Consider the following 24656-nt stretch of genomic DNA (forward strand, 5'->3'; position numbering starts at 1 on the left):
AGAAACGCTGCTTGATCCGCTGGCTCTGACTGCTCATGCCCTTGACCTGCCGGGATTCTCAGGATCGACGATTCATTGCCGACGGCTCGGCGGTTGATGCTGGGCAGCGCTGCCTCCCACTTGCACACACTTAGAGATATTTCGACACCTCGGCCATTCCGATGTCACTTGCACGGCGGAATGCGGTCGCCACGTCGTCGCAGTCCTTGGCGGACACTTCGAACGCCTCGAACACGGTTCGCCACGTCCTCACGATCCCCACCACGGTGTCGATCAACTGGGCTGCCCGTACCCGGGTCAGCCCGAAGTCCCCATAGCCGGCAATTGCATTGTCCAGGGTCGCCTTTCGGCCGTTCGGGCCCACCCCAAGGTGCAAGGTACGCGCCGTTCCCACCTGCGGTTTGGGCACCACGTCGTACAGGGGGCTCAAATTCCACGCCCCGTCGTCATGCACAAATGCGTGGTTTCGCAGGTGGTCATCATCGTTGGTGACCAGAATATTGAAGACCATCCGCGAGAACAGCTCTTCGCGCTGGGCGGTCACTTGGCCCTCGGCCCCCCATTGCTCGATCACCCTGACGATCTGGGCGTAGCTGGCATCCGGGGAGTCCTGTTCCGTCAGACCCAGCATCGTGAGCGCACTGACCGTATGTTTGCGGCTCATTCCATCAGCAACCGGGATGCGGTCGAAGCGCTCGATCAGCATCACCTGCCGGCCATCGGCCAGAGTCTGCAGTTCGGTCTTGGGCACAGACAGTCCCGCCCGGCGTGCCAGCTCCAGCGTGGCGCGCTCGACGCTGGGCACGTTGAAGCGGTCCCGAATGGACGGGAACTTGGCGATCCACTCGATGCCTTGATGGAGCACAGTGGCCTTGGGACGTGCGCCACCCAGCGACGGCGCACCGGCAAAATAGTTCGCAAGGTGAGCCGGTACCGGCAGACCTTCCTCAACCCGGTGCGATGCCTCGACCAGATACTGCAGGTCGATGGTTGATGGCAGGCGCGAGTGATGTGGCGGGCTGTCTACTGCTACGCGTACATCCAACGCACCCACCCGGTTGCTGCCGGCCTCCAGCATGTAGACCGACTCGGGCAGGCTGTTGGCGGGGGCTTCCAGACGGTTCTCAATCACGCGCCGTCCCCAATCGTCGGGAGTGGCATCGCGCAATGCTCCGAACATTGCCAAGCCATTCACAGGCAGCATGCGCTCGCCGGCGCGCTCCAGCGGTAACGAGACCGGATCCACAGCCATCGCATTCGGCTTACGACGGGCCACGTAGCGTGTGCCGTACTGGAACTGAGACGCTTGCAGCTCCGGCCCCAGCTCGGTCAGATCGAGCAGGCCGGCCGGCACCGCAGTCACCTCACCGGGGAGGTAGGCAAACACATAGGGCATGGTCGACCTCGGCTCAGAAATCCAGGTCAGAAGGCTTGCTACGGATCGGCCGCTTGGTCTTTGTGCTCTCCAGGATGGCCTCGGACACGGGGTCCCGCAGTTGGTCGAGCTTCGACAGCAGCCCCAGACGTTCAAAGGCGGAAAGCCACGTGCCCAGGGCGATGTTGACGCCACCCTGCTCGAGCCGGTTCATGGTGGCAGGGCTCACTCTGGCGCGTTCGGCCAGACTTTCCTGGGTCCATCCGCGTGCCAGACGGGCGCTCTTGACCATCTGTCCCAGATGCTTGGCAGTCTTCTGGGCCGCAAGCGTGGCGTAGTCGGTCGTGCTCCGGCGCATATCTGTCATAAATTATAGGAAATTGATCAATCCTATCATTTATGACAGAAATGAGGGCAGCAGGGCGCAGTACCGCAATCACTGGGCGCTCCCGGGACTCTGACCAGGACTATGCCGCCATAGCGCCAGGCCGCCGACAGGCCCAGAATCCGGGCAAACAGGTCGACATCTCCATCCCCGCACAAGGCGACGCAACCAACTCGGCGTGGCGTAGCGCCATTTACAGCCATGACGATCCAGGTCCCGAACGCCGTCGCAAGACGGCTCTTTCTCGCGCGCCAAGGGCTGGCCGCGCCGCCGGGGCGGGCGCTGTCCAAGGCGGGGCTGCTGCAGCTCATCACCGATCTGGGCTTCGTGCAGGTGGACAGCATCGGCACGGTGGAGCGCGCTCACCACCAGATTCTGTTCTCGCGCAACCAGACCTACCGGCGCGACCATCTGACCACGCTGCTGGAGCAGGACCGGGCGCTGTTCGAGCACTGGACGCATGACGCCTCGATCCTGCCGACCGCGTTCTATCCGTACTGGAAGCATCGTTTCCGCCGCCGCGCGCCGATCCTCCGCGAGCGCTGGCGCAAGTGGCATGGGGACGGCTTTGACGCGGCATTCGAAGACACGCTGGCGCACATCGAGGCCCATGGCCCAGTGCTGGCGCGGGACTTGAAAGAGGCCGGGCATGCGTCCGGCGGTTGGTGGAACTGGCACCAGTCCAAGACCGCGCTCGAGTATCTCTGGCATACCGGCAAGCTCGCGATCGCCGGCCGTGTGAACTTCCAGAAGATCTACGACCTGACCGAGCGGGTGATTCCCGCCGAGTTCCACGAACGCGAGGTCGGCCCTGACCAGTTCGTCGACTGGGCGTGTCGGGAGGCGTTGAAGCGATTGGGCTTCGCGACGCCCGGCGAGATCTCCGCGTTCTTCGACCTGGTGTCGCCGCAGGAGGCCAGGGACTGGGTCGCGCGTCATCGCGACGCACTGTGCGAGGTCTCGCTCGTGTCCATCGATGGCGAACGCGCGCGGCCGTCCTATGCCTTCGCCGACTTCGCCGCCGAGTTGCAGGATGTGCCCGAGCCGCCCGCCCGCGTCCGGGTATTGAGCCCGTTCGATCCGCTGCTGCGCGACCGCAAGCGCACCGAACGGCTGTTCGGGTTCCACTACCGCATCGAGGTCTTCGTGCCCGAGCCCAAGCGGCAGTACGGCTACTACGTCTTCCCGCTCCTGGAGGGCGACCGCCTGATCGGCCGGATCGATATGAAGGCCGAACGCAAGGGCGGCACGCTGGACGTGCGTCGGCTGTGGCTCGAGCCCGGCGTGCGGGCCTCGGCCGGTCGCCTCGACAAGCTCGACGCGGAACTGGCGCGACTGGCGAGGTTCACCGGCGTGGAGCACGTGCATTACCTCAAAGGCTGGCACAAGGCGCGCTGAGGCTTTTGCGTGGCGGCGCTGGCATGATCGGGACGCCGCCACGCGCACTGCACGCCTACCGGGCTAGCGTGACGCTTTGAAGACGGGATACCGCGCATGCGCCTGCTGGCCGGTTGCGAGATCGTGGTCGAGGCCGAAGACGACTGCGCAGTGGTCGCGATGCTGCGTCCGCGCAGCGGCGATGCGCAGTGGCTGGTCAGCGAAAGCTACACCTTCGAGCCGGATGTCCGCCCGACCGAGCACGTCGATCCGTTCGGCAATCTGTGCCAGCGGCTGATCGTGCCCAAGGGGCGGATGCGCCTGCGGACCGAGCTCGAAGTCGAGACCGAGCGCACGCTTGTCGTCGCGCCCTGGGCGCTGCCCACGCCGGCCTCGCTGCTGGCCGATGCGACCCTGCAGTACCTGCTGCCCAGCCGCTACTGCCCCTCCGATCGCGCGTTCGAGCAGGCCCAGGCCATTGTCGATGCCGCATCGCCTGGCACCGGGCATGTCGGCGCGATCGTGGCGTGGATCCGCCGCCACATCGCCTATCGCTACGGCGTCAGCGATGCCTGCACCGATGCGCTCGACACGATGGCACAAGGCGCGGGGGTGTGCCGCGACTTCGCCCATGTCGGGATCATGCTCTGCCGCAGCCTGCGGATTCCGGCACGCATGGTCGTGGGCTATCTGCACGGGCTCGAACCGATGGATCTGCATGCCTGGTTCGAGGCTTACCTGGATGGACGCTGGTACACCTTCGACGCCACCCAGGACGCGCCGCGTGGCGGCCGCATCGTCGTCGCGTATGGCCGCGACGCGGCAGATGTCGCCTTCCTGACCAACTACGGCTGGCTGCGGACCGTGGACATGCAGGTCTGGGTCGGCGAGAAGACTTGAGCGCGATGGCGATGCGACACTGCCCGCAGTCCCTGTCGCGGAAGACCGCCATGTCGCGCGTTCCTCTTGCAACTCGCACCGCCGCCTGTCTGCTGTCCGCATTGCTGGCCGCCTGCACGTCCATCGGCCCCATGACGGCTGCGGAGCCTGCGCAGTCCCCGGGCGCCCATCCCGCACCGGTCACGCCGGATGTCGGCTGGCCGAAGACCTTCGCCGCGGTGCAGGCCGCCTGGCTGTTCGAGGACCAGAAGACCTTCGCCGACGCGGTGCCGCGGCGCGACCCGGCGCAGATCGAGGCGGCCCTCATCGCCGCCCGCGCCCGCCCGGGCTTCGACCTGCGCACGTTCGTGGACACCCACTTCGTGCTGCCCGCACCGCCGCCCGGCACGCCGGTCGACTGGCAGCCGACGCTGCGCGCGCATATCGATGCGCTGTGGCCGCTGCTCACCCGGCCGCGCCCCGCGCCTGTGCCACACGGCAGTCTGCTGCCGCTGCCGCATGCCTATGTGGTGCCAGGCGGGCGCTTCCGCGAGATCTACTATTGGGACTCGTACTTCACGATGCGTGGTCTGGTCGAGAGCGGCCAGAGCACGGCGTCGCGGGCCATGCTCGACAACTTCGCCCAGTTGATCGACGACTGGGGCCATGTGCCCAATGGCAACCGCAGCTATTACCTCAGTCGTTCGCAGCCGCCGTTCTTCTCGCACATGGTCGCGCTCGAGGCACGCGACGATCCTGCGTTGGCGGTGCGCTACCTGCCGCAACTGCGCCGCGAGCATGCGTACTGGATGGACGGCGCCGAGCGGCTCGCGCCTGGCGAGACAGCGCGGCGTGTCGTGCGCCTGGCCGATGGGCGCCTGCTCAATCGTTACTGGGACGACCGCGAGGTGCCGCGGCCCGAATCGTTCGAGCAGGACCGCCAAACCGCGGCCGCGGCCACGTCACGACCGGCCGCCGAGGTCTGGCGCGACCTGCGCGCCGGCGCCGAGAGCGGCTGGGACTATTCCAGCCGCTGGCTCGATGATCCGATGCGGCTGGACACGATCCGCACCACGACGATCGTGCCGGTGGACCTCAACAGTCTGCTGCATCACCTGGAATCGACGATCGCCAGGGCTTGCGAACGAGCGCGGGATGTGGACTGTGCGCAGCGCTTTACAAGCATGGCCGACGCGCGCGCCGAGGCGATCGCAATGCATCTGTGGCATGCCGACGGCTACTACACCGACTACGATCTGCGCGCGAAGCAGCCGCGTGCGCAACTGACCGCGGCGGCGCTGTTTCCGCTGCATGCCGGCATCGCCTCGCCCGAGCGCGCACGCCGGACCGCCGACGCGGTGCGTCGGCAATTGCTGCGCCCGGGCGGCCTGGTCACCACGGCGATCGACACCGGCCAGCAATGGGATGCGCCCAATGTCTGGGCACCGCTGCAATGGATCGCGGTCGACGGCTTGCGCCGGTATGGCGAGCACGCGCTCGCACACGACATCGCGCGCGGCTTCATCGGCAATGTGCAAACGGTGTTCGACCGCGAGCGCAAACTGGTGGAAAAGTACGACGCCGACGGCGCGCTGCAGGGCGGGGGCGGCGGCGAGTACCCGCTGCAGGACGGCTTTGGCTGGTCGAACGGCGTCACGCTCGCACTGCTGGCGCTGTATCCGGAACTCGAACGCATCCCCGCCCAGACCGATTGACGCTTTGCGTCAGCGGTCAGCCGCGCGTGCCGCCACGAACGGGCAACCGGGATGCAGGGCGATGCCGTTCTTGCGAGCGCGGAAAGCCTGCGAGGCGGCGTAAGCCGAGCGCCGCAGGCGCATCAACTCGCCCAGCGGGCGATGGGCTTCCAGCCCGTGCCACGGACTGAAGCCCACCCCGGTGTCGATGGCCGCGCTGCGCTCGGGCGTCCAGGCCGGCTGCGGCGGTGCGATGACGCGGGCCACGGTGCGGAACGGGCTGCGCGCCTCGTCCCAGCGCGCAGTGGCATCGTCGACCGGCATCTCCTTGAGCGAGGTACACAGCTGCGCACGCAGTTCCCATTCGCCGCCCTGCGCGGCGAAGAACGCAACCACGGCTTCGCGCAGGGCGTCGTCGTCCGACAGGTCGAGACGGGTATCGGTGAGTGCGCGCAGCGAGGTCGACACCGGCACCAACTGCAGCTTGGCGATGTGATCGCCGTGGCGCTGCGGCAGTTGAGTGAAGAACGTCTCGCCGAGGATGTGATGCGGTGGCTCGCCGCCCATCGCCTTGAGCGTGGCGCTCTCTCCACCCATCGCCTCCAGGCCGCGCTCGGTGCCGCGCAGGATCGCCGAGATCAGCTTCTTGGTGCGGTCCATGCGGTCGGTGGTCTTGGCCAGCAGCTTGAGACTGCGCAGGAAGGCGCGTCCATTGGGGGCGTTGAACTGCGGGCCGTTGACCAGGATGAAGTCCTGCGCGCCCGGGCCATCGCTGCCGTCGATACGGGTGCCGGGCACGTCGCAGATCCGAAGCGCGATGCCGCGTGGCGTGGAGACGCGGTCGGCGAGCAGGTCGCCGGGCGTGGTCGACAGCCGCATCACGGCAGGGTGGCGGCCCGGGCGCGCGAACAGGCCCTGTGCCAGTTCGGGCGACAACCCCGCCGGCACCTCGACGACGGCAGACAGCAGGCCGTGGCTCTTGGCATGCACCGCGCGCAGGCCCTGGCCTTCGTCTTCCCAGGTCTTGCGCGAGATCGACAGCAAGACCTCGTCGAGTTCGGCGGCCAGCGCCGCTTCGTCGGGCCCGGGCTGCGCGAGCGCTGGTTCGTAGCGTTGGAACACCGCTGGACGGGGGATGGACATCAGGGCTCCTGGCGATCGAAACGAGGCTCGCGTCGCGTGGACACTGTCAGCGCGCGAGGAAATCCAGCAGCGCGCGGTTGAAGGCGTCGGCGTGACTGACGTTGAGACCGTGCGGCGCGTCGGGCACCACGACCAGCGCACTGCCCGGGATCGCCGCGTGGGTCCGCTGGCCGGAGCCTTCGAACGGCACGGTCGCATCGCCATCGCCGTGCAACACGAGCACCGGCACGGTGATCGCCTTCAGGTCGCTGCGGAAATCGGTCGTCGCAAACGCCTCCATGCATCCCAGCGCTGCGGTCTGGTCGGATTGACGCGCCAGCGCGATCGCTTCCTGGCGCTGCGCCTCATCGACCTTGAGCGTGCCGTCGACACTGAAGAACTGGGTTGTGAACTCGTCGAAGAACGCGTCGCGATCGCGTTCCAGACCGGCCCGCATATCGTCGGCCTGCTCCTGGGGCAGCGGGCCCTCGGGGTTGTCCTCGGTCTTGAGCAGATACGGCGGCACCGCGGCCGCGAACACGGCACTGTGGATGCGCGCCTCGCCATGGCGGGCGAGGTAGCGGGCCACTTCGCCGCCGCCCATCGAGAAGCCGACGAGCGTGACCTCGCGCAGATCCAGATCCTCGAGCACGCCGGCCAGATCGTCGGCGAGGGTGTCGTAGGTGTAGCCGTCGTCCGGTTTGTCGGAGCGCCCAAAGCCGCGACGGTCGTAGGCGATCACGCGATAGCCCGCCGCCTGCAGCGGACCGACCTGCGCCTGCCACGAGGCGGCCGACAACGGCCAGCCATGGATCAGCACGACCGGGCGACCGTGACCGCCCGAGTCCTCGACATGGAGACGTACACGGGATGAAGACGGCGCACTGGTCATGGCGAGACTCGACATCGAGGAAGAGGACGCCATGCTGCGCAGGCGCACCCGACGCGGACGTGAAGCCGCGGCGCCAATTGCACATCACGTGCGGGCGTGCAGATCGCGTCATCGCCCTGCATGCAAGTCACGGCGCTTTGATCGGCGCGCTCCTAGCCTGCGGATGTCTTCCCTCTCGGAGTCCGTCCCATGAGCACGATGTCTCCGGTGACCGGCGAGGTATCCGACAGCAAGGTCGCCGCAATCTTCGACAGCGAGCACACCGCCCGGCGCGTCGCCCAGCAACTGCAGGCCGAACGCGGTTTCAAGGCCTCACAGGTCAAGGTGGTCACCCGCCACGACCGCCAGCCAGGCCGCAAGCTCGAGCCCGAGAACCGCGGCATTCTGCGCACCTTGATCATCGCGCACTACAAGCTGGGCCTGGCGGGCCTGGCGATCGGCGCAGTCCTGTTCGGCGTGCTGTATGCGGCCAGTGTGCCGGCGGTGATCAATTCGCCATGGTTCGCCGGCGGCCTGATCATCGGCTACGGCGGCGTGTTCGGGTTGATGGTCGGTGGCCTGGTGACCTTGCGCCCCGACCATGATCCCTACCTGTTCAAGGTGCGCGAGGCATTGGCCGAAGGCCGTGCGGCGGTCGTGGTCCACGCATTCGATGCCGCCGAGCGCGACCGTGCCAGCGAGGCACTGTCGAGCGCCAGCGGCGAGACCGTCCGCACGCTGTGACGCATGGCCGCACCGGCGGCTGCGATCAGGCCCCGACCGGAATGCCCTGCGTTTCGGCGAGGTCGCTCGCCAGCCGGCGCGCGATCTGCGGATGCTCGTTGTAGAAGGCAGCATTGCCCGCAAGTTCGCGCCAGATCTCGGCATCGGTGATCAGCCGCGCCGCGTGTTGCGTGACCTCCGCGATCTGACGCGGTGCGGGCGCAGTCCGCGCCATCGCCAGTTCGAGCAGATGCAGCAGCGCGCGCGACTGCGCCACGCAGATCTCCGCCTCGCGCAAGGCGAGTTGGCCCAGCGTCTGCATGCGGCCTGCATCGAGCGTGGCCACGCGGGCGTCGGCAAGGACCGCGTCGGGCGTGCCTGCGACGAGATCGAGAAGCTGTCGCAACGGCCCCTGGGTGGATGCGCAGCGCGCGATGTCGTCGAGGCGCGTTCCGCGACGCGCGGGATGGCGGGCTTCGTCCATGGTCGCTCTCCTTGAGATCGCCGCCGGCAAGCGGCGCGCCGTGCCCGCATGCCGCGCGTGGGCGCAGCGACATGCGAGCAGTCACGCCCAAACTACGTTTAACGTAGTATCGGAGTCAAGCGACGTTTCGGAAGCTTCCCGACGCCGAAGTCCGGGATGCACTACAAGCGTGGCTGCCAAGGAACCCCTGCCTGTCTTCAGCCGTCGGTTGCGCGAGGCGCGCACCGCGGTGGGCCTCTCGCAGCGCACGCTGGGGATCGAGGCCGGGCTCGACGATTTCGTCGCCAGCACCCGGGTCAACCGCTACGAGACCGGCGTGCACCAACCCGATCTGCAGACCTTTCGCCGCATGGCCGAGGTGCTCGACCTGCCGGTGGCGTACTTCTATGCCGACGACGACGCACTCGCCGGCTTGATCGCCGACCACCATCGCCGTGGTCGCACGTCGACGCGCTGAACGCGCGTCACGCCGCAGAACAGCCTGACGTCTGCACGTGCGGTCTGCGACACCAGGCTGCAGGCCTTGCAGACGCGTCGCTGCATGGTTCACGCATCGCCGATGTGTGCATTCGCACAATCGCCTGCATCCCCCTACCTCCCTGCGCTCGCGCGCACGGACGCCTGTTCGAGGACGCAATCGATGAACAACAGTTTCACTCTGGAGTACGACATGAGCCTGCGCCTGTGGGTGCTGCGGCAGGATGGCTCGGGGCGCCTGGTGGCCTCGTTCCTCAGCCGCCAGAGCGCCACCGAAGGCTCGACGTTGCGCGATCTCATCGGCCCGAACGCGCGTCTGCGGATCCGCAACGCCGACGGCAGCTATCAGGATGGACTTGCTGACCGGCTCGACCCCGCGCTGTCGACATCGCCGACCACGCTTACCGCATCTTCGCTGCACCTGGCGCGCTGAGTCGCGCGCACGACGCACGCAAGCGCCGCAACGCACATGGGCGCCCAAGGGCGCCCATGTGTCATACCCATTGATGCGGACCGGGCAACGCCCGGTCCGCTATCCGACCCTAGAACGCGTATTCGGCCGTCAAACCCAGCAGCGCGGTCGAGCGCTTGGGACCTTCGAACTTCACACCGGTGACCGGATCGCGCAAGTCGCCGGACTTGGCGCGGAAGTAGTCGTAGTGCAGACCGACGCTGAAGTTCTCGGTGGCGTTCCAGCCCGTGCCGACACCGGCATACCAGCTGTTGCGACCATCGCGGCCGCCGCTTTCCAGACCCAGATCCTGACCGACGTCGTTGTAGTAGCGCGAGTTGTTGTCCGAGGCGCGGAAGAAGCCGCCACGCGCACCCACATACCACTCCGGGGTGATGTTCAGACGCGCGTTACCACCGGCGATCCAGCCGCGCAGCGCATTGGTGTCTTCGCGCTGGTTGACGCTGTCGTCGCGGAACGCGTTCTTGACCACCAGGTTGCCCAGGTCGGTATAGCCGCCTTCCACGCCCAGGCCGAAGTTCTGCGCCAGCTTCCAGCGATAGCCACCGACCAGGCCGTAACCGGTCTTGCGGCCGTCGCGGCTCTCGAACACGTTGAAATCGCCGGTACCGAAACGACCGGCCGTGCCACCGTCCGTACGACCGACGTTACCGGCGATAAAGGCGTTGCCCTGGCCGACCTGCAGGTCGGGGCGATAGGTGTCGCCCCCCATGCTCTGGGCGAATGCGGACGGGGCACACAGGGCGGCAGCGATTGCGGCGGAGATCAGGACAGTTTTCATCGGGGGCGTTTCCTTTTTTTCTTGGACACGCAGCGCGCGCATCCGTGGACATACGGGGTTGGGGGTGGCCCCGCGGGGCGCAGTAGAGACTTGTTTGCCTGAAGCGCGTGCAAACGTTCACGCCGATTCGACGCAATTGCGCAGTTCGCATTCAAGTCGGGTTTACGCGAATGAGGAACCTGCGAGCGCGGGCACGAATGCACACCGATTGCAAGCTGCGGTGAACCCCATCCGTGCGTGGTGTCGGCTACGATGCCTGCCCGTTCTTTCGATGCTTCTCGTGGCTCACCTCGTAGGCCCCCTGTTGACTCGCGACACCGCCAATGCGCTCACTGCGGCGCGCGAGGCCGGCATGGCAACGTGGACCGGTTCGCTGGATCTGGACCGCAGCACCGGCACCGCGACGCTGCACGCTGCGCACTGGACGTGGCAGGGCGCGGACTACCCTTGGCCCGGACCGCTGCGCGAGCGCACCGTGTACCGCTACGACGGCGATGCCTGGGTCGCGATCTCGCGCTATGGCCGTGCCTTGATCAAGCTCGTGCCCACGCCGTGGGGGCCACCGACGTTCGAGATCGACGGCATCAAGATGCTGCCCACCGCGCAGACATCGCCGCTGGACGATGCCCGCCGCAAGGTCGCCCTGGCCGCCCCGCAAGGAGGGCGCGTGCTCGACACCTGCGGTGGCCTGGGCTATTTCGCCGCGTGCTGCCTGGAGGCGGGCGCGGCGCATGTGCATTCGTTCGAGAAGAACGCCGACGTGCTATGGCTGCGCACCTGCAATCCGTGGTCGCCCGATCCCGATGCCGCGCCATGGCAGGGGCGCCTGTCGCTGGTCCATGCCGATGTCGTGACGGCCATCGCCGACCTTGCCGATGCGTCGGTGGATGCCATCCTGCACGACCCACCTCGCTTCGGGATCGCCGGCGAGCTGTACGCGCGGACGTTCTACGATCAGCTGGCCCGCGTGCTGCGCCGTGGTGGCCGGCTGTTTCATTACACCGGCAGCCCGAATCGCCTCACCAGCGGACGCGATGTGCCGCGCGAGGTCACGCGCCGGCTCGAAGCGGCAGGCTTTCGCGCGGCCCCCGCGCTCGACGGCGTGCTCGCGACGCGACGCTAAGTGGCCGCTGTACCGCGTGCCTGCGGCGCCTGCAGGACACAGCGAAGCGTCGCTAATCGCGCCACCAGGCGGTCGTGGCCTGCGGCGCGCTCAGGTCCACGCGCTCGCCCATGCGCGGCGTCGCCAGCGTGACCCCGCGCTCGGCGGCGATCGCCACCACACGCTCGAACGGCTCGTCCCAGTCGTGCATTGCCAGGTCGAAGGTGCCGTTGTGCACCGGCAGCAGCACGCGCGCGCCCAGGTCGAGATGCGCCTGCACCGTCTGCTCGGGCTGCATGTGCACGAAGGCCCAGCGCCGGTCGTAGGCGCCGGTTTCGACCATCGCCACGTCGAACGGTCCGAAACGCTGGCCGATCTGCGCGAATCCGTCGAAGTAGCCGGTGTCGCCGCTGAAGAACAGCCGCAGGCCGGGGTCGCCGTCGGCCGCGCGGTCCTCGATCACCCATGAGGCCCACAACGTGCGGTCGCTGTCGAACGGCCCGCGACCGGAGAAGTGCTGGGCCGGCGTGGCGGTGAAGCGCAGATCGCCGATCGTGGTGCCCTGCCACCAGTCGAACTGCTGCACCTTGGCTGCCGGCACGCCCCAGGCGATCAAACGGTCGCCCACGCCCAGGGGCGTCAGGAACACCGCCGCACGGTCGGCCAATGCGCGCACGGTGTCGCGGTCGAGATGGTCGTAGTGATCGTGCGACAGCAGCACGCCGCGCAGCGGCGGTAGCGCTTCGAGCGCGATCGGTGGGGCGTGGAAGCGTTTGGGCCCCATCCATTGCACCGGCGAGGCACGCTCGGAGAACACCGGGTCGGTCAGCCAGAAGCCGCCGCGGAGTTTGAGCAGCACGGTCGAGTGGCCCAGCCGCCAGGCGCTGCGGTCGGGCGCGGCCTCGAGGTCGGCCGGAGTCAGCGACGAGACCGCAGGCGCATGGGCCGGCACGGTGGTGGCCGGCTTCTCGAACAGCATCTCCCACATCAACCGAACGGTCTTGGCCGCCCCTATCGGCGGTCGCGGCACCGGATTGCGGAAGCGGCCGGCCTCGGCCTGCGGCGATGTCGCGTAGTCGGCGATGGGACGCGTGGTCCGGAAGTACGACAGCAGGCAGGCGCTCACGATGCAGGCTCCAAGGACGGAGAGGACGATGACAGCGGTGCGCCGTCGACGACGCGCGGGTCGTGCAGGCAAAGACGTCGGGGCGGCGGGCATTGCAGGATTCCACAGGAACTACACGGTGCAGTGTAGTTATCGCAGACTGAATGTAAACCCTTCGGTGTAGAATTGCGTGATGGACCGCGACCCGCCCCTCGCCCGGCTCACCGATCGCAAGCACGCGGCGATCCTGGAGGCGGCGGTGGCCGAGTTCCGCGCCGCCGGCTACGAGGCGACCAGCATGGACCGCATCGCCAGTCGCGCCGGCGTCTCCAAACGCACCGTCTACAACCATTTTCCCGGCAAGGACGCGCTGTTCCTGCGCATTCTCGAGTCGATGCTCGAGCGCGGCGTCTGCGGGCCGGACCTCGCCTACCGCGCCGATCGCCCGCTGCGCCCCCAACTGCTCGAGCTGGTGCGCCAGAAGCTGCGGCTGCTCCACGACCCGGAGTTCGTGGACCTCGCGCGCGTGGCCATCGCCGCGGGCATCCACTCGCCTGCGCTGGCGCGCGACCTGCTCTCCCGCCTGGGCGATCGCGAGGAAGGGGTGTCGGTCTGGATCCGGGCCGCGGCCGCCGACGGCCGGCTGCGGACGGACGACCCGGCATTCGCGTCGATGCAGCTGCAGGGCCTGGTCAAGAGCTTCGCGCTGTGGCCGCAGTTGTCGATGGGCCAGCCGCCGCTGTCGGCGGCGCAACGCACGCGCGTGGCCGAATCGGCGGTCGACATGTTCCTGGCCTACTACGGCTGAGCGACGCCGGCGCGCCCGCCCGCGCGCCGGATCAGGCCGTGGATGTAGGCCATCTTCTCCAGCACCGGCGGCGCGATCGCGAACGGGTACAGGTCGGGCTGGCCCATGGCGCGATTGAGACTGTTGACTGCATAGGTCAGCGGCAACCAAGCGTCGATCAGCCGCTGCAGGTCGGCCACGTAATGCGGGTCGAAGGTGATCTCGGTCTCCATCGTCGCACTCTCGGCAATGTCGGGCGCGATGCGGATGCCGAACGCGGCGGCCATCTCCAGCGTGTCGACGATGTGCAGGTAGTGCGCCCAGGTCTCGGCCCAGTCCTCCCAGGGGTGCATCGTCGCGTAGCAGCTGACATGGCTGTCCTGCCAGTTCGCGGGTGCACCGTTTGCGTAGTAGCGCTGCAGCGCCTGGCCGTAATCCTGTCGATCGTCGCCGAACAGCGCGCGGCAGCGGGTGAGCTCGGCCTGCCCGGCGTCGCGCACCAGTCTGTCCCAGTAGTAGTGGCCGATCTCGTGGCGGAAATGTCCCAGCAAGGTGCGATAGAGCTCGCCCATCGACACCCGCGCCGCCTCCCGGCGGGCGTCGTCGGCCTCCGACAGCGCGATGGTGATGTGGCCGTTGTCGTGCCCGGTCATCACCCGCGGCCCGTCCGGCGGGTCGGCGAGGAAATCGAACGACAGCGGCTCGGGATCGCCGCTGCCGACGGTCGGCGTGGGCAGGCGCAAGCGCAGCAGGCTGTAGAACAGCCGGCGCTTGGCGACCTCGATCCGCCGCCAAGCCTGCAGCCGGTCGTCATCGGACAGGTCCGGGATGGTGCGATTGTGGCGACAGGCACGGCAGTAGTTTTCGGCATCGTCGGCAGGCAGCAGCCAGTTGCAGGCCGAATGCGAGGCGTTGGCGCAGAATCGGTAGCGCGGTCCCGACGGCGCGGCCTGCAGCCGCCAGGCCGCGCCGTCGGGGATCAGCGCGCCCAGCGTCACCTGCTCGGGTACGAACCCCAGCCGCGCGCCGCAGCGCAGGCACTCGGTGTTCTCGAAGTACAGCACCTGCTCGCAACGGTCGCACTTGAACAACTGCATGGACGGGGTTCCAGTGGGCTCAGGCCACTGCGTCGAGTTCGGTCCAGACCTGGATCGACACCGTGCGCAGCGGCCGGTAGCTGGTGAGAAAGGCGACGTCGGCGGCGTCGCGTCCGTGCGCGATCACCACCCGGCCGCCGCGCGGTGCCGCCTGGGTGGCATCGAAGGTATGCCAGGCGTCGCCCACGTAGGCCTCGAACCAGGCGTGCATGTCCATCGGCTTGAGGTCGTGCAGCCAGCCCACGACCATCCGCGCCGGAATGTCGAGCGCGCGGCACAGCGTCATGCCGACATGCGCGAAGTCGCGACAGACACCGGCGCCTTGCGCCAGCGTGTCCTGGGCATCGGTGCTGGCGTCGCTGACGCCATAGCGATAGGCCAGATGCGTGTGGATCCAGCGCCGGATCGCCTCGACCTGGGCATGGCCCGGGGCGGCGTCGCCGACGATCTCCAGCGCGCGCGCGTACATGGCCGCGCGATCGGACGGACAGTAGCGGCTGGGCAGCAGGAACTGCAGTGTCGAGGCCGGCAGGTCGGCGGGCGCGACCGCAGGCGCCACGGGCATCGCATCGGGGTCGGGCGCGGCGGCGGCGCGCGTCTGCAAGCGGATACGGGTCAGGCCGGGCGGCAGTGTGAAGCGCTGGCAGCGATTGCCGAAGCCGTCGAGATACTCGTCGAAGCCCAAGGCCGGATCGAAGCCCGCGCGGTCGTTGACGTGCCAACGCGCGCGGCCGGTTCTGGGCCGCAGCATCGCGATGACGGGGGCGGCGACATCGGTCTCGATCGCGAGTTCGCAGCCTGCGCGGACGTGCATGCGGGGAAACTCGTTTCGACGGTGCGCCAGCCTAGGGGCGTGGATGTGCAGTGGCCGTGCAGGCCCGCGGCACGCTAACGGCACGTTGCCGTGGGTTGGATAGGATGCGCGCTCCACCCCCGGACCTCGCCCGCATGCAACGACGCTCGTTCCTGCACGGCGGCCTGGCGGCCCTGTGCGCGGCCGCTCTGCCGACCTCGGTTTTGGCCGCCCTGCGCATGGGCGCACCGGCCCCGTTCGACTTCGCCGCGCTCAAGGGACGCGCCCGCGCGTTGGCCGGCCAGGCCTACACCGCGCGGCCGGCCGCACTGCCCCAGGCGGTCGCCGCGCTCGACTGGGACGCCTACCAGGCACTGCAGTTCCGCCAGGACCATGCGCTGTGGCACGAGGACGACACCCGCTACTTGGCCCAGTTCTTCCACCTGGGCCTGTTCTTCAAGCGGCCGGTCCGCATGCACGCGCTGACCGACGGCCAGGCGCGCGAGATCGCCTACGACCCGGCGATGTTCGACTACGGCGCTTCGGGCTTGGATGGCGCCACGTTGCCGACCGATCTGGGCTTCGCCGGCTTCCGGCTCAATCGGCGCAGCGATCCCAAGCGCGACTTCGCCGCGTTCCTGGGCGCAAGCTACTTCCGCGCGGTCGGCGCGAGCGGTCAGTACGGCCTGTCGGCGCGTGGCCTGGCCGTGGATACGGGCCTGCCGCGGCCGGAAGAGTTTCCCGACTTCACCGACTTCTGGCTCGAGCGCCCGGCGCCCGACAGCGACACCGTGGTCGTCTACGCCCTGCTCGATTCGCCTTCGGTCGCCGGCGCCTACCGGTTCGCAATCACCCCGGGCGAGCCGCTGGTGATGGAGGTCGACTGCGCACTGTACCCGCGCACCACGATCGAGCGCCTGGGCATCGCGCCGGCAACCAGCATGTACCAGACCGGCGAGAACGACCGCCGCATGGCCTGGGACTGGCGCCCGGAGATCCACGACAGTGACGGCCTCGCTCTGCACACCGGCAGCGGCGAGTGGCTGTGGCGTCCGCTGGGCAATCCGCGCGCGCTGCGGTTCAACGCCTTCGCCGACGACAACCCGCGTGGCTTTGGCCTGCTGCAGCGCGATCGCAACTTCGACCACTACCAGGACGACGGCGTCTTCTACGAGCGTCGGCCCTCGCTGTGGGTGGAACCGCGCGACGGCTGGGGGCGCGGCGAGGTGCAGTTGGTCGAGATCCCGACCGTCGATGAGACCTTCGACAACGTCGTCGCGTTCTGGCATCCGGCCCAGCCGATCGAGCCCGGTCGCGAGCTGCTGTTCGGCTACCGGCTGTTCTGGGGCGAGGCGATGCCCGCGCGTCCGCCGTTGGCGACCTGCATCGCCACGCGCACAGGTCTGGGCGGCCGCATCGGCTTCGCGCGCAAGGCCTGGTCGCAGCGCTTCGCGGTCGACTTCGCCGGCGGCGCGCTCGCGGCGCTGGCCGGGCGCAATGCCACGGTCGAGCCGGTGCTGCAGACCACCGCCGGCCAGTTGGAAACGGTCTCGGCCCGTCCGCTGCACGCGGTCGAAGGCTATCGGGTGATGTTCGACATCGTCCCGCCGGGGCCGGGCACCGAACAGTTGGACCTGCGCCTGTTCCTGCGCGATCCAAGCACCGGCGCTGCGCTGAGCGAGACTTGGTTGTATCAGTGGAACCCGCCCCCGCCGGACGCGCGGCAGGTCTACTAGAGCATTGCGCTTGCCTCGCCGTCACCGCGACGGCACGGCGCGCGAATGACGGCGGGCGGACCGGGTCCGCCCGCCGCAGCCCTCAGGGGCAGGGATAGAGCGTGAAGCCATGCGCCCCGCCGGCATCGCCCCAGGTCTGGACCGAGCCGTCGCATTCGATCCGGCCACCGCCGATCGCGTTGCCGGCCGCGTCGTAACGCGTCCATTCCGCCCACTCCACGCCGAGGATCGGCCAGCGCGCGGCGGCGCTGCCCACCACCACGATCCCCAGCACCAGCGACACCATCGCCGCGATCACGCGTCCACGTCTGCTCATCGTGCTTGTCTCCAGTCCGTCGGAAGGATCCCCCGGCGCCAGCCTAGTGGCCTGCGAGGCCGGCGAATGAGCCGCCGGTCACAGCCCGCGATGGGGCCGCGTTCAGCCCTCGGCATCCTGCGGCAACGCCAGACGCCGCAACCGGGGCGACCGGCTGAGCGGGGTCGGCAGCAGATAGTCGCCCTGCATCAGCGGCAAGGCGAGGCGGGTGAAGCGCACGTCCAGATCAACGCCGGCACGCCGCCACGCGTCCCAGACCAGCCGGGTGCAGTACGTGCCGGCCGGATCGGCCATCCGGAATGGGGTACCGCGCTTGCGCAGCGCTTCGCCGACCGCGGCGGCGTGCAGGGCCTCGGGCGCATCGACGCGATAGACCGCATAGCCACGGCTGCGCACCGGATCGAGGAAGAAACTCAGGGCATCGACAACCACGCCGTCGGCGCGCCCAGGCACTTCGGAGGGCGTCGCATGCACGACCTGCCAAGCGCCGGGATGCCCGACCAGCATGCCGACGTGGCTGAATGGCCCGCCGTCGATCGCCAGCACCATCGCGCTGACCGATTCGGTCCCGCGCCGGAATATCAGATCGCCAGCCTGCGCCTCGTCCGGCAGCGTCGGACTGCCGGCCAGACAGACGCTGGCCGCGCACAACGCCAGCAGCGCGCACCACCAGCGCCGCATCGTCTCGTCCTCAGCGCAGACGGATCTTCCACTTGCCGTCGTCGCGGACCATGTGGTGCGTCTCGGTCAGGTCCTTGCCATTGTCGAAGACCACCCGGACCTGCACGCGCGCCGTGTCGCCCTCGTCGTCGATGCTCGACTCGATCACCTCGACCTTGTCGAGGCCGTCGTTGGCATCGATCCGCGACTGCATCTCGCCGACGATCATCTGCACCTTGCCCTTGGCCTGCACCATGCCGTTGGCGGGCACGTCGGCGAACGACACCTGCGCGGTGGCCTTCTCGACATCGCCCTTGGCTGCCGCCTCATAGAACGCCTGGACCGTCGCTTCGGGCTTGGCGGACGAACACGCCGCCAGCGCCAGCGTGGCGAGCACCAGGAAACAGACGGCGGACAGACGGAATCGATGCATGACGCGCTCCTCGCGTTCAGGGGATCGGGAGTGTACCGCCCGCGCCACACCGCGGGTCGTCGGCTTGCCGTGCAGGAACGACACGGTGCGGGGCGCGGCCTTGGCACCGGGCCGACGCCGGCGCGGTCACAGTCGCCGGTCCCTCCCTGTCGCCATGGCCCCAAGGAGCTCGCCGTGCTGCAAACGCTGCTCGACTACGCGCCGCTGATCGCCGCGGGCATGAGCGGGCTGACCGCGCTGATCTGGATCGTCTATCTCAATGTGTTCCTGTCGAGCTACCGGCGGCAGCACCGCCCGTCGATCCTGATCACCTCGGGCGCCGGTCGCGGCATGCACGCGCATTGTTTCGTGACCAATCTGGGCCTGGAGCCGGTCTATCTGCTCGACATCATGCTCGAGCTCACCGGCCCGGACGGCCACCGCGTGCGTGCGGTCATCCCCGAGCGCACCGAGCGCTGGCAGGATCCGAGCGTGATCGAGGCCGAGGACGCACGCAGCGCGACCAATGTCGGCCCGCTGGGCAGCGGCGAAGAAAAGGACATCGGTCGGTTCCGCACAATGATCGAGCGCGCCTGCGCGGCGAACCCGCATATCCGCGCCGACATGCCGTTGCAGTGCCTGGAGATCACCGTGGTCACGATCACCGCCAGCCACGCCGAACTGTGCGGGGCGTCGCGGCGCTATCGGGTCGAGACCGGACCCGACGGCAGCACCCAGCTGCGCCCCACCACGATCAAGGCCCGCCAGTTGCAGGGCTACATGGCGCGGCGCCGGCTGACGCGGGAGATGGCCCGGCAGTTGGGACGCGAGCGCTGATTGCGACACCTTTTCGGGGCTATGCTCGCGCAGGGGGCGCGGCGAGCAGGCCCCGGCGCCGGTACCAGCGCTCCAGCGGTAGGGTCGCCAGCGGCGGCACTGCAGCCAGGATCGCGAGCAGCCAGGCCCACCAGGGCCAGCGCAGGCGCAGCGCCGCGACGAGTGCGACGGCAAGATAGGCGAGGAACGCCGCGCCGTGCAGGCGCCCGAACCACCATACCCCCAGGGTCGTGGTGCCGGTGCCGTACTTGAGGGCCATGCCAATCAGCAGGCCGGCCCAGGTGAACGCTTCGATCAAGGCCACCACCGCAAAGACGCGGCCGATGGGCGACAGGGCGTGCGATCTCGTCATCCGGGGCACGGTCGCAGGCCGGGCGCCAGGACGCAAGCCGCCCATCGCCGGGCCCGGCGTGGAGGCGATGGGGTCGCCGGAGTCACACCCGGATCACCGGCGCACTTCCACGCTGTCGCATCGACCGACGCGCACCCCCTTCGCGCCTCGGCGTGCCCCAACCGATGGAGACGCCCCATGGATTCGATCAACCGCAACCAGCCCGAGGACAACCGCCAGGATCTGGCGGCCACGGCGGCGACCGCCCGCATCCGCGACATGTCCAAGGATGCCGGCGCCTGCTTCTTCTGCACCACGCCGCTGTCGAACAGCGACACCGGCGGCACCCGTCCGATGTCGATCGAACAGGCCGACGACGATGGCGTGCTGTGGTTCCTCAGCGCTGCCGACAGCCACAAGAACGCCGAGATCCAGGCCGACCCGAACGTGCGGCTGTATCTGCAGGCATCCAAGCATTCCGGCTTTCTGGTACTCGATGGCCATGCCACGGTGAGCCGGGATCGCGACCGGATCGAGGCCTTGTGGAGCCCGATCATGAAAACCTGGTTCACCGAGGGCAAGGACGACCCCAGGATCACCGTGATCCGGGTGCAGCCGCAGGCGGGCTATTACTGGGACAACAAGCACGGCGACTTCGTCGCGGCGACGAAGATGGCGCTCGGCGCCGCGATCGGCAAGACGCTCGACGATTCGATCGAAGGCCACGTCGCACCGTGATCGCGCACTGGTGGCGGGAGGGTCCCGCCACCAGTGCGGTCGCGCAGATGCTGCGCAGTAGCTTGAATGGAATGACCGGATACTGGATCAGGCCGCGTCGCCGCTCATGGCCCGCATTGCCACATACCCTCGAGGCTGCGGCTCGCGCCATCGCCGCGCTGGTAGGTCAACGTCGCCGGGCGCGGGGGCGACTCGCCGCCGTTGGACGCCGTGCCGGTCTCGACGATATGGATCGTCGTGCCGCGTCCGGTGAATGTGGGGTTCTTCGTCATGCCGTCGAAGCCACCGGGTGCGCGCACCGGCTCGACGACACCGCTCACCTTGACGACGCCCTGCGCAGGCTCGGCGGCGCCGACCACGCCCTTTGCGAACAACAACGGCGCCTGGCCGTCTTGCGCGAAGCTGCATGCAAGTTCGCCGGCCAACGCCGCATCGGCGATGTCGCGTTCGCTCAAGGTGCCGAGCTCGATCTGCGAACCGTCGCCGCCCTCGGTGCCGCCCGCTGCACTGGGCGCGGCCGCGTCGGTGGCAGGCGCCTGCGCCGGTGCCGGCGTGGGCGCTTCGGGCTGGGCGGCCGTTGGCGCATCATCAGCGGGCGCACAGGCCGCGAGCAGCATGCCGGACATCAGACCCAGGACGGTGGCCTGGGCCGCGGTACGCACGCGCGACCGGGCGAAAGGGGGTGTGGACATCGGGACCTCCTGTTGGGCGACCGCGCCTGCACGCAGCCGGGACCCTGGATGCTCGCCAACCTGGGCTTGGCATTGCGTGAAACAGACGTCATGCGATCGTGTGCGTTGCGCGACAGCCATAGCCGAACACCGCGATGATCTGCCGGCCGCAGACCGCATGACCCGCACAGCGCCGCCGCTGAAGACCCCCGACGGCCGTTATCTGGTGGTGCGCGGGCGCTTGTGGCGCAGCACCAATCCGCACCTGGACGAGCCCGCGCGCCAGCAGCTGGTATCGACGCTGATGGATGCGCGCCGCGCGGTCAAGGCGGCGCTTGCGGCCAACGATGCGAAGGCGCTCGCCCGCGCACGCCGACAGGTGGATGCCGCCAAACGCGGCCTGGGCGAACGCGGCCCGGTGTGGTGGACCGATGGCGCTCCCGACTACAACCGGCACCTGGTCGGCAATTCGCCGTATGCGGCATGGTTCGCGGCGCTCGCGGACAGGGCGCGGCCATCAGCGACCGCGTGACCGTCATGCCAGGCGCAACGCGTCGGCGCGTCCCCCACGCCGGCCGCGATAGCATCCCCGGATGCATGACCCCCACGCTCCGCTGCCGTTCGTTCCCCAGCGCGTGCTCGTCGCCGGTGTCACCGGCAGCGGCAAGACCACGCTGGCCCGACGTCTGGCCACACGCTGGGGTCTGCGCCACATCGAGATCGACGCCCTGTATCACGGCCCCGACTGGACGCCGCGGCCGACGTTTCTCGACGATGTCCGCGCCTTCGCCGCCGAGCCGCGCTGGGTCACCGAGTTCCAGTACGTCAGCCAGGGCACCGACCGCATCCTGGGACCGCGTGCGCAGTTGCTGCTGTGGCTCGATTACCCGGCAGCACTGGTGCGTCGCCGGCTGCTGCGCCGCACTCTGGTGCGCAGCGTGATGCGCACGCGGCTGTGGAACGGCAACGTCGAGCGCCCACTGTGGCGGCTGCTGTCGTGCGATCCCAACGTCAACATCCTGCGCTGGCAGGCCGTGACCCTGCACAAATGGGCCGAACGCATGCCCAGCATCGAGGCGGCCTATCCGCAGCTGACAGTCGTGCGGCTGCACACTCCGGCCCAGACCGAGGCCTGGCTGCAGGCGCATTAGCGCCAGCGACGCCGACAGCGCGCGTCCATTGAAGCGCGTCTGCTCAGAGCGCCAGCAACTGGCCGAACCGGTCGATGACGGCGCGCGCGCCGCAGCCATGCAGGTCGAAGTCACGCCGGTAGCCGTAGGTCACCAGCACCAGCGGCGCCCCCGCGGCGATCGCCGCACCGGCATCGGCTGACGAGTCGCCGACCATCAGGCACTGCCCGATGTCGACGCCGAAATGCGCGGCCAGATGCAGCAGCGGCAACGGATGCGGCTTGCGCTCGGGCAACTCGCCGGCGCCGAGCACCGCGTCGAAGTACTGCGCCAGATCCAGCGCCTCGAGCAGTGGGCCGACGAACGGCGCCGGCTTGTTGGTACACACCGCCATCCGCACGCCGGCCGCGCGCAGCGCCTGCAGGGTCTCGGGCACCTCGGGATAGATCTGCGGATCGAGCAACAGGCAGTCGCGATAATGCTGCATGAAGCGCGGCATCACCGTCTCGACATCGCGTCCGTCGCCGGCGTGCCGCAACGCCGCGGTGATGAGCTGGCGCGCGCCATCGCCGATCCAGCTGCGTACGGTGGCCTCGTCGACCTGGGCATGGCCGAGCTCGGCCAACAAGCGATTCACCGATGCGGCGATGTCCGATGCACTGTCGACCAGGGTGCCGTCGAGATCGAACAGCGCCACCGGCCAGGGAAAGCCGGTCGCCGTCGTGGATGCATCGTTCACGCCTGTGCCTCGTCTCGTCGTGCGGGGAAGCTGCCTAGTGTGGGCCATCGCGTCGCGGCTTGCCGCCTGCAACGCTGCGTTCGCCCGATTCCATGTGCAAGGCGTACGGCGCGCGCCTATGCTCGCTCCGCGGCGATGCCGCCCGCTCTGGAGTCCTGCAATGCCGATCACCACAACCGCCACCTCCCGGTCCAACGATGCCCCGCGCCTGCTGCGCACGCTGTGCAACCACTGGCGGCACAAGTTCGAGATCCGCCGCGACCACGACGCGCACGCCTTCATCCCGTTCGCCGGCGACGCCGCGGGCGCGGACTTCGTCGTCGAGGGCGATGCGCTGCGGATCGTGCTCACCCAGCCCGATGCCGACGCGATCACGCGCTATCAGCAGGTCATCGAGAACCACCTGCAGCGCTTTGCACGCGACGAGACGCTGAGCTTCGACTGGCAGCCGGCCTGACGCAGGCTAGAGCGACGCCGGCTAAAGCTCGGCCTCGCCGAACAGGCCAGCCTGCTGCGGCAGGTCTTCGGGCTCGCGAAAGCCGCCCAGGCCGACACCGACGAGCCGGTAGCGGGTCGAGGCCGGCAGATCCACGCGTTCGCGCAATGCCAACGCGATCCGCGTGAGCTCGGCCTGGGAAGCCGGGGGCGCATCGGGCGTGAAGCTGCGCGTGAGGATGCGGAACTGCGCAGTCTTGAGCTTGAGCACGACGGTCCGGCCCACGCGTGCGGTCTTGCGCGTGGCCGCCCAGGTCTTCTCCGCCAGATGTTCGATCATCGGCGCCAGCGCTTCGAGCGGCAGGTCGGTCTCGAACGTGTCCTCCGAGGAGATCGACTGCACCGGCTGGTCCGGCTCGACCGGACGCTCATCGATGCCGCGCGCGCGTTGGTAGAGCCGCGCGCCGAAGCTGCCGAAACGTCGCTCGAGCGCGTCGAGCGACAGCCCACGTAGTTCGCCGACCGTGGTCACGCCGAGCTCGGCGAGTTTCTTCTCCATGACCTTGCCCACGCCCGGGATCAGGCCGACCTTCAGCGGCGTCAGGAACGCCTCGACCTGGCCCGGCTTGACCACGAACAGGCCGTCAGGCTTGCGCCAGTCCGAGGCGATCTTGGCCAGGAACTTGTTGGGCGCCACGCCCGCCGACGCCGTCAGCTGGGTCGCCTCACGGATCTGTGCACGGATCGCCTGCGCGGTCGCGGTCGCGCTGGGTGAGGCAATCTTGGGGGCGGTCACGTCGAGATAGGCTTCGTCGAGCGACAGCGGCTGCACCAGGTCGGTGTGCTGCAGGAAGATCTCGCGGACCTGCCGCGAGACGGCCTTGTAGCGCGGGAAATCCGGCGGCACGAACACCGCATCCGGGCATAGCCGCTCGGCGGTCACCGCCGGCATCGCCGAGCGCACGCCGTAGGGTCGGGCCTCGTAGGAGGCCGCGCAGACCACCGAGCGAGCCCCGCGCCAGGCCACGACGACCGGCCGCCCGCGCAGCGACGGATCGTCGCGCTGCTCCACCGACGCGTAGAACGCATCCATGTCGATGTGGAGGATCTTGCGCACGCGCCATTAT

Annotated in this window: 30 protein-coding genes; 14 read left to right on the forward strand and 16 right to left on the reverse strand. The window is 68.7% G+C overall.

What is annotated here, in order from left to right; genetic code table 11:
• Positions 1-130: 130 nt before the first annotated feature.
• Positions 131-1396 (reverse strand): hypothetical protein, encoded by a 1266-nt coding sequence (locus BEN78_05085; protein ID ASR42848.1) that lies wholly within the window; start codon positions 1394-1396, stop codon positions 131-133.
• A 13-nt stretch (positions 1397-1409) separates the two neighbouring features.
• Positions 1410-1733 carry a hypothetical protein gene (locus BEN78_05090; GenBank protein ID ASR42849.1) on the reverse strand — a complete coding sequence of 108 codons (324 nt, stop codon included), beginning with the start codon at positions 1731-1733 and terminating at the stop codon, positions 1410-1412.
• A gap of 228 nt (positions 1734-1961) precedes the next feature.
• Between BEN78_05090 and BEN78_05095 the strand changes: the two genes are divergently transcribed.
• The 3 genes from BEN78_05095 to treA all read left to right on the forward strand — a co-directional run bounded on the left by BEN78_05095 (position 1962) and on the right by treA (position 5731).
• Positions 1962-3158 carry a hypothetical protein gene (locus tag BEN78_05095; protein ID ASR42850.1) on the forward strand — a complete coding sequence of 399 codons (1197 nt, stop codon included), beginning with the start codon at positions 1962-1964 and terminating at the stop codon, positions 3156-3158.
• Between the two features lie 96 nt (positions 3159-3254).
• On the forward strand, positions 3255-4037 hold the full coding sequence (locus BEN78_05100) for a cysteine protease (GenBank protein ID ASR42851.1): 783 nt from the start codon (positions 3255-3257) through the stop codon (positions 4035-4037).
• Between the two features lie 50 nt (positions 4038-4087).
• A complete protein-coding gene (gene treA / locus BEN78_05105) occupies positions 4088-5731 on the forward strand; it encodes an alpha,alpha-trehalase (protein ID ASR42852.1) in 1644 nt (547 codons plus the stop codon).
• A gap of 9 nt (positions 5732-5740) precedes the next feature.
• Here treA and BEN78_05110 read toward each other — a convergent pair whose 3' ends face one another.
• Together BEN78_05110 and BEN78_05115 are read right to left on the reverse strand one after the other, a co-directional pair.
• Positions 5741-6853: a catalase gene (locus BEN78_05110; GenBank protein ID ASR42853.1), complete on the reverse strand. Its 1113-nt coding sequence runs from the start codon at positions 6851-6853 to the stop codon at positions 5741-5743.
• 46 nt (positions 6854-6899) lie between these two features.
• Positions 6900-7724 (reverse strand): bromoperoxidase, encoded by an 825-nt coding sequence (locus BEN78_05115; GenBank protein ID ASR42854.1) that lies wholly within the window; start codon positions 7722-7724, stop codon positions 6900-6902.
• Positions 7725-7913: 189 nt separating this feature from the next.
• Here BEN78_05115 and BEN78_05120 point away from each other — a divergent pair, with 189 nt between their 5' ends.
• Complete coding sequence (locus BEN78_05120) at positions 7914-8447, forward strand: hypothetical protein (GenBank protein ID ASR42855.1); 534 nt, start codon at positions 7914-7916, stop codon at positions 8445-8447.
• A 25-nt stretch (positions 8448-8472) separates the two neighbouring features.
• On the opposite strand, the gene BEN78_05125 is transcribed toward BEN78_05120, so the two are convergent.
• A complete protein-coding gene (locus BEN78_05125) occupies positions 8473-8910 on the reverse strand; it encodes a hypothetical protein (protein ID ASR42856.1) in 438 nt (145 codons plus the stop codon).
• Positions 8911-9118: 208 nt separating this feature from the next.
• On the opposite strand from BEN78_05125, the gene BEN78_05130 reads away from it, so the two are divergent.
• On the forward strand, positions 9119-9367 hold the full coding sequence (locus tag BEN78_05130; protein ID ASR44929.1) for a transcriptional regulator: 249 nt from the start codon (positions 9119-9121) through the stop codon (positions 9365-9367).
• A gap of 183 nt (positions 9368-9550) precedes the next feature.
• On the forward strand, positions 9551-9820 hold the full coding sequence (locus BEN78_05135; GenBank protein ASR42857.1) for a hypothetical protein: 270 nt from the start codon (positions 9551-9553) through the stop codon (positions 9818-9820).
• Between the two features lie 109 nt (positions 9821-9929).
• Here BEN78_05135 and BEN78_05140 read toward each other — a convergent pair whose 3' ends face one another.
• Positions 9930-10571, reverse strand: a complete 642-nt coding sequence (locus tag BEN78_05140) for a hypothetical protein (protein ID ASR42858.1) — start codon at positions 10569-10571, stop codon at positions 9930-9932.
• A gap of 340 nt (positions 10572-10911) precedes the next feature.
• Here BEN78_05140 and BEN78_05145 point away from each other — a divergent pair, with 340 nt between their 5' ends.
• Positions 10912-11763: a methyltransferase gene (locus BEN78_05145; GenBank protein ASR42859.1), complete on the forward strand. Its 852-nt coding sequence runs from the start codon at positions 10912-10914 to the stop codon at positions 11761-11763.
• A gap of 52 nt (positions 11764-11815) precedes the next feature.
• Here BEN78_05145 and BEN78_05150 read toward each other — a convergent pair whose 3' ends face one another.
• A complete protein-coding gene (locus BEN78_05150) occupies positions 11816-12868 on the reverse strand; it encodes a hydrolase (protein ID ASR42860.1) in 1053 nt (350 codons plus the stop codon).
• A gap of 172 nt (positions 12869-13040) precedes the next feature.
• Between BEN78_05150 and BEN78_05155 the strand changes: the two genes are divergently transcribed.
• Positions 13041-13655 carry a TetR family transcriptional regulator gene (locus BEN78_05155; protein ASR42861.1) on the forward strand — a complete coding sequence of 205 codons (615 nt, stop codon included), beginning with the start codon at positions 13041-13043 and terminating at the stop codon, positions 13653-13655.
• Here the strand turns inward: BEN78_05155 and BEN78_05160 are convergent.
• Complete coding sequence (locus tag BEN78_05160; protein ID ASR42862.1) at positions 13646-14731, reverse strand: hypothetical protein; 1086 nt, start codon at positions 14729-14731, stop codon at positions 13646-13648. The two genes, BEN78_05155 and BEN78_05160, sit on opposite strands and share 10 nt — an antisense overlap.
• A gap of 19 nt (positions 14732-14750) precedes the next feature.
• On the reverse strand, positions 14751-15545 hold the full coding sequence (locus BEN78_05165; GenBank protein ID ASR42863.1) for a cysteine protease: 795 nt from the start codon (positions 15543-15545) through the stop codon (positions 14751-14753).
• A 134-nt stretch (positions 15546-15679) separates the two neighbouring features.
• Here BEN78_05165 and BEN78_05170 point away from each other — a divergent pair, with 134 nt between their 5' ends.
• Complete coding sequence (locus BEN78_05170; protein ASR42864.1) at positions 15680-17260, forward strand: glucan biosynthesis protein D; 1581 nt, start codon at positions 15680-15682, stop codon at positions 17258-17260.
• Between the two features lie 82 nt (positions 17261-17342).
• Here BEN78_05170 and BEN78_05175 read toward each other — a convergent pair whose 3' ends face one another.
• From BEN78_05175 to BEN78_05185, 3 genes are all read right to left on the reverse strand, one after another.
• Positions 17343-17576, reverse strand: a complete 234-nt coding sequence (locus tag BEN78_05175) for a hypothetical protein (GenBank protein ASR42865.1) — start codon at positions 17574-17576, stop codon at positions 17343-17345.
• A 102-nt stretch (positions 17577-17678) separates the two neighbouring features.
• Complete coding sequence (locus BEN78_05180) at positions 17679-18257, reverse strand: hypothetical protein (protein ID ASR42866.1); 579 nt, start codon at positions 18255-18257, stop codon at positions 17679-17681.
• Positions 18258-18267: 10 nt separating this feature from the next.
• On the reverse strand, positions 18268-18669 hold the full coding sequence (locus BEN78_05185; GenBank protein ID ASR42867.1) for a hypothetical protein: 402 nt from the start codon (positions 18667-18669) through the stop codon (positions 18268-18270).
• 174 nt (positions 18670-18843) lie between these two features.
• On the opposite strand from BEN78_05185, the gene BEN78_05190 reads away from it, so the two are divergent.
• The gene (locus BEN78_05190) at positions 18844-19485 is read left to right on the forward strand and encodes a hypothetical protein (GenBank protein ASR42868.1); all 642 of its coding nucleotides are present in this window, start codon (positions 18844-18846) and stop codon (positions 19483-19485) included.
• Positions 19486-19504: 19 nt separating this feature from the next.
• Here BEN78_05190 and BEN78_05195 read toward each other — a convergent pair whose 3' ends face one another.
• On the reverse strand, positions 19505-19819 hold the full coding sequence (locus tag BEN78_05195) for a hypothetical protein (protein ASR44930.1): 315 nt from the start codon (positions 19817-19819) through the stop codon (positions 19505-19507).
• 195 nt (positions 19820-20014) lie between these two features.
• Here BEN78_05195 and BEN78_05200 point away from each other — a divergent pair, with 195 nt between their 5' ends.
• The gene (locus BEN78_05200) at positions 20015-20554 is read left to right on the forward strand and encodes a general stress protein (protein ID ASR42869.1); all 540 of its coding nucleotides are present in this window, start codon (positions 20015-20017) and stop codon (positions 20552-20554) included.
• Between the two features lie 104 nt (positions 20555-20658).
• Here the strand turns inward: BEN78_05200 and BEN78_05205 are convergent, their stop codons facing one another.
• Positions 20659-21216 carry a hypothetical protein gene (locus BEN78_05205; protein ASR42870.1) on the reverse strand — a complete coding sequence of 186 codons (558 nt, stop codon included), beginning with the start codon at positions 21214-21216 and terminating at the stop codon, positions 20659-20661.
• A gap of 187 nt (positions 21217-21403) precedes the next feature.
• On the opposite strand from BEN78_05205, the gene BEN78_05210 reads away from it, so the two are divergent.
• Together BEN78_05210 and BEN78_05215 are read left to right on the forward strand one after the other, a co-directional pair.
• Entirely contained in the window at positions 21404-21757 is a 354-nt protein-coding gene (locus tag BEN78_05210; protein ID ASR42871.1) for a hypothetical protein, read from the forward strand.
• A gap of 61 nt (positions 21758-21818) precedes the next feature.
• Positions 21819-22376: an AAA family ATPase gene (locus BEN78_05215; protein ID ASR42872.1), complete on the forward strand. Its 558-nt coding sequence runs from the start codon at positions 21819-21821 to the stop codon at positions 22374-22376.
• 43 nt (positions 22377-22419) lie between these two features.
• Here the strand turns inward: BEN78_05215 and BEN78_05220 are convergent, their stop codons facing one another.
• Complete coding sequence (locus BEN78_05220) at positions 22420-23094, reverse strand: phosphoglycolate phosphatase (protein ASR42873.1); 675 nt, start codon at positions 23092-23094, stop codon at positions 22420-22422.
• 118 nt (positions 23095-23212) lie between these two features.
• Between BEN78_05220 and BEN78_05225 the strand changes: the two genes are divergently transcribed.
• Positions 23213-23551 carry a hypothetical protein gene (locus BEN78_05225; GenBank protein ID ASR42874.1) on the forward strand — a complete coding sequence of 113 codons (339 nt, stop codon included), beginning with the start codon at positions 23213-23215 and terminating at the stop codon, positions 23549-23551.
• Positions 23552-23572: 21 nt separating this feature from the next.
• Here the strand turns inward: BEN78_05225 and BEN78_05230 are convergent, their stop codons facing one another.
• Entirely contained in the window at positions 23573-24646 is a 1074-nt protein-coding gene (locus BEN78_05230) for a DNA polymerase IV (protein ASR42875.1), read from the reverse strand.
• Positions 24647-24656: the final 10 nt, after the last annotated feature.

Source organism: Xanthomonas citri pv. mangiferaeindicae, assembly GCA_002240395.1.
Lineage (GTDB): Bacteria > Pseudomonadota > Gammaproteobacteria > Xanthomonadales > Xanthomonadaceae > Luteimonas > Luteimonas citri_A.

Coding starts and splice junctions, on each gene's coding strand:
- BEN78_05085 (ASR42848.1), bottom strand. CDS start 1,396: ATGCCCTATGTGTTTGCCTACCTCCCCGGTGAGGTGACTGCGGTGCCG.
- BEN78_05225 (ASR42874.1), top strand. CDS start 23,213: ATGCTCGCTCCGCGGCGATGCCGCCCGCTCTGGAGTCCTGCAATGCCG.
- BEN78_05125 (ASR42856.1), bottom strand. CDS start 8,910: ATGGACGAAGCCCGCCATCCCGCGCGTCGCGGAACGCGCCTCGACGAC.
- BEN78_05200 (ASR42869.1), top strand. CDS start 20,015: ATGGATTCGATCAACCGCAACCAGCCCGAGGACAACCGCCAGGATCTG.
- BEN78_05210 (ASR42871.1), top strand. CDS start 21,404: ATGACCCGCACAGCGCCGCCGCTGAAGACCCCCGACGGCCGTTATCTG.
- BEN78_05215 (ASR42872.1), top strand. CDS start 21,819: ATGCATGACCCCCACGCTCCGCTGCCGTTCGTTCCCCAGCGCGTGCTC.
- BEN78_05135 (ASR42857.1), top strand. CDS start 9,551: ATGAACAACAGTTTCACTCTGGAGTACGACATGAGCCTGCGCCTGTGG.
- BEN78_05145 (ASR42859.1), top strand. CDS start 10,912: ATGCTTCTCGTGGCTCACCTCGTAGGCCCCCTGTTGACTCGCGACACC.
- BEN78_05175 (ASR42865.1), bottom strand. CDS start 17,576: ATGAGCAGACGTGGACGCGTGATCGCGGCGATGGTGTCGCTGGTGCTG.
- BEN78_05170 (ASR42864.1), top strand. CDS start 15,680: ATGCAACGACGCTCGTTCCTGCACGGCGGCCTGGCGGCCCTGTGCGCG.
- BEN78_05115 (ASR42854.1), bottom strand. CDS start 7,724: ATGACCAGTGCGCCGTCTTCATCCCGTGTACGTCTCCATGTCGAGGAC.
- BEN78_05185 (ASR42867.1), bottom strand. CDS start 18,669: ATGCATCGATTCCGTCTGTCCGCCGTCTGTTTCCTGGTGCTCGCCACG.
- BEN78_05155 (ASR42861.1), top strand. CDS start 13,041: ATGGACCGCGACCCGCCCCTCGCCCGGCTCACCGATCGCAAGCACGCG.
- BEN78_05165 (ASR42863.1), bottom strand. CDS start 15,545: ATGCACGTCCGCGCAGGCTGCGAACTCGCGATCGAGACCGATGTCGCC.
- BEN78_05120 (ASR42855.1), top strand. CDS start 7,914: ATGAGCACGATGTCTCCGGTGACCGGCGAGGTATCCGACAGCAAGGTC.
- BEN78_05090 (ASR42849.1), bottom strand. CDS start 1,733: ATGCGCCGGAGCACGACCGACTACGCCACGCTTGCGGCCCAGAAGACT.
- BEN78_05160 (ASR42862.1), bottom strand. CDS start 14,731: ATGCAGTTGTTCAAGTGCGACCGTTGCGAGCAGGTGCTGTACTTCGAG.
- BEN78_05095 (ASR42850.1), top strand. CDS start 1,962: ATGACGATCCAGGTCCCGAACGCCGTCGCAAGACGGCTCTTTCTCGCG.
- BEN78_05110 (ASR42853.1), bottom strand. CDS start 6,853: ATGTCCATCCCCCGTCCAGCGGTGTTCCAACGCTACGAACCAGCGCTC.
- BEN78_05180 (ASR42866.1), bottom strand. CDS start 18,257: ATGCGGCGCTGGTGGTGCGCGCTGCTGGCGTTGTGCGCGGCCAGCGTC.
- treA (ASR42852.1), top strand. CDS start 4,088: ATGTCGCGCGTTCCTCTTGCAACTCGCACCGCCGCCTGTCTGCTGTCC.
- BEN78_05140 (ASR42858.1), bottom strand. CDS start 10,571: ATGGGGGGCGACACCTATCGCCCCGACCTGCAGGTCGGCCAGGGCAAC.
- BEN78_05100 (ASR42851.1), top strand. CDS start 3,255: ATGCGCCTGCTGGCCGGTTGCGAGATCGTGGTCGAGGCCGAAGACGAC.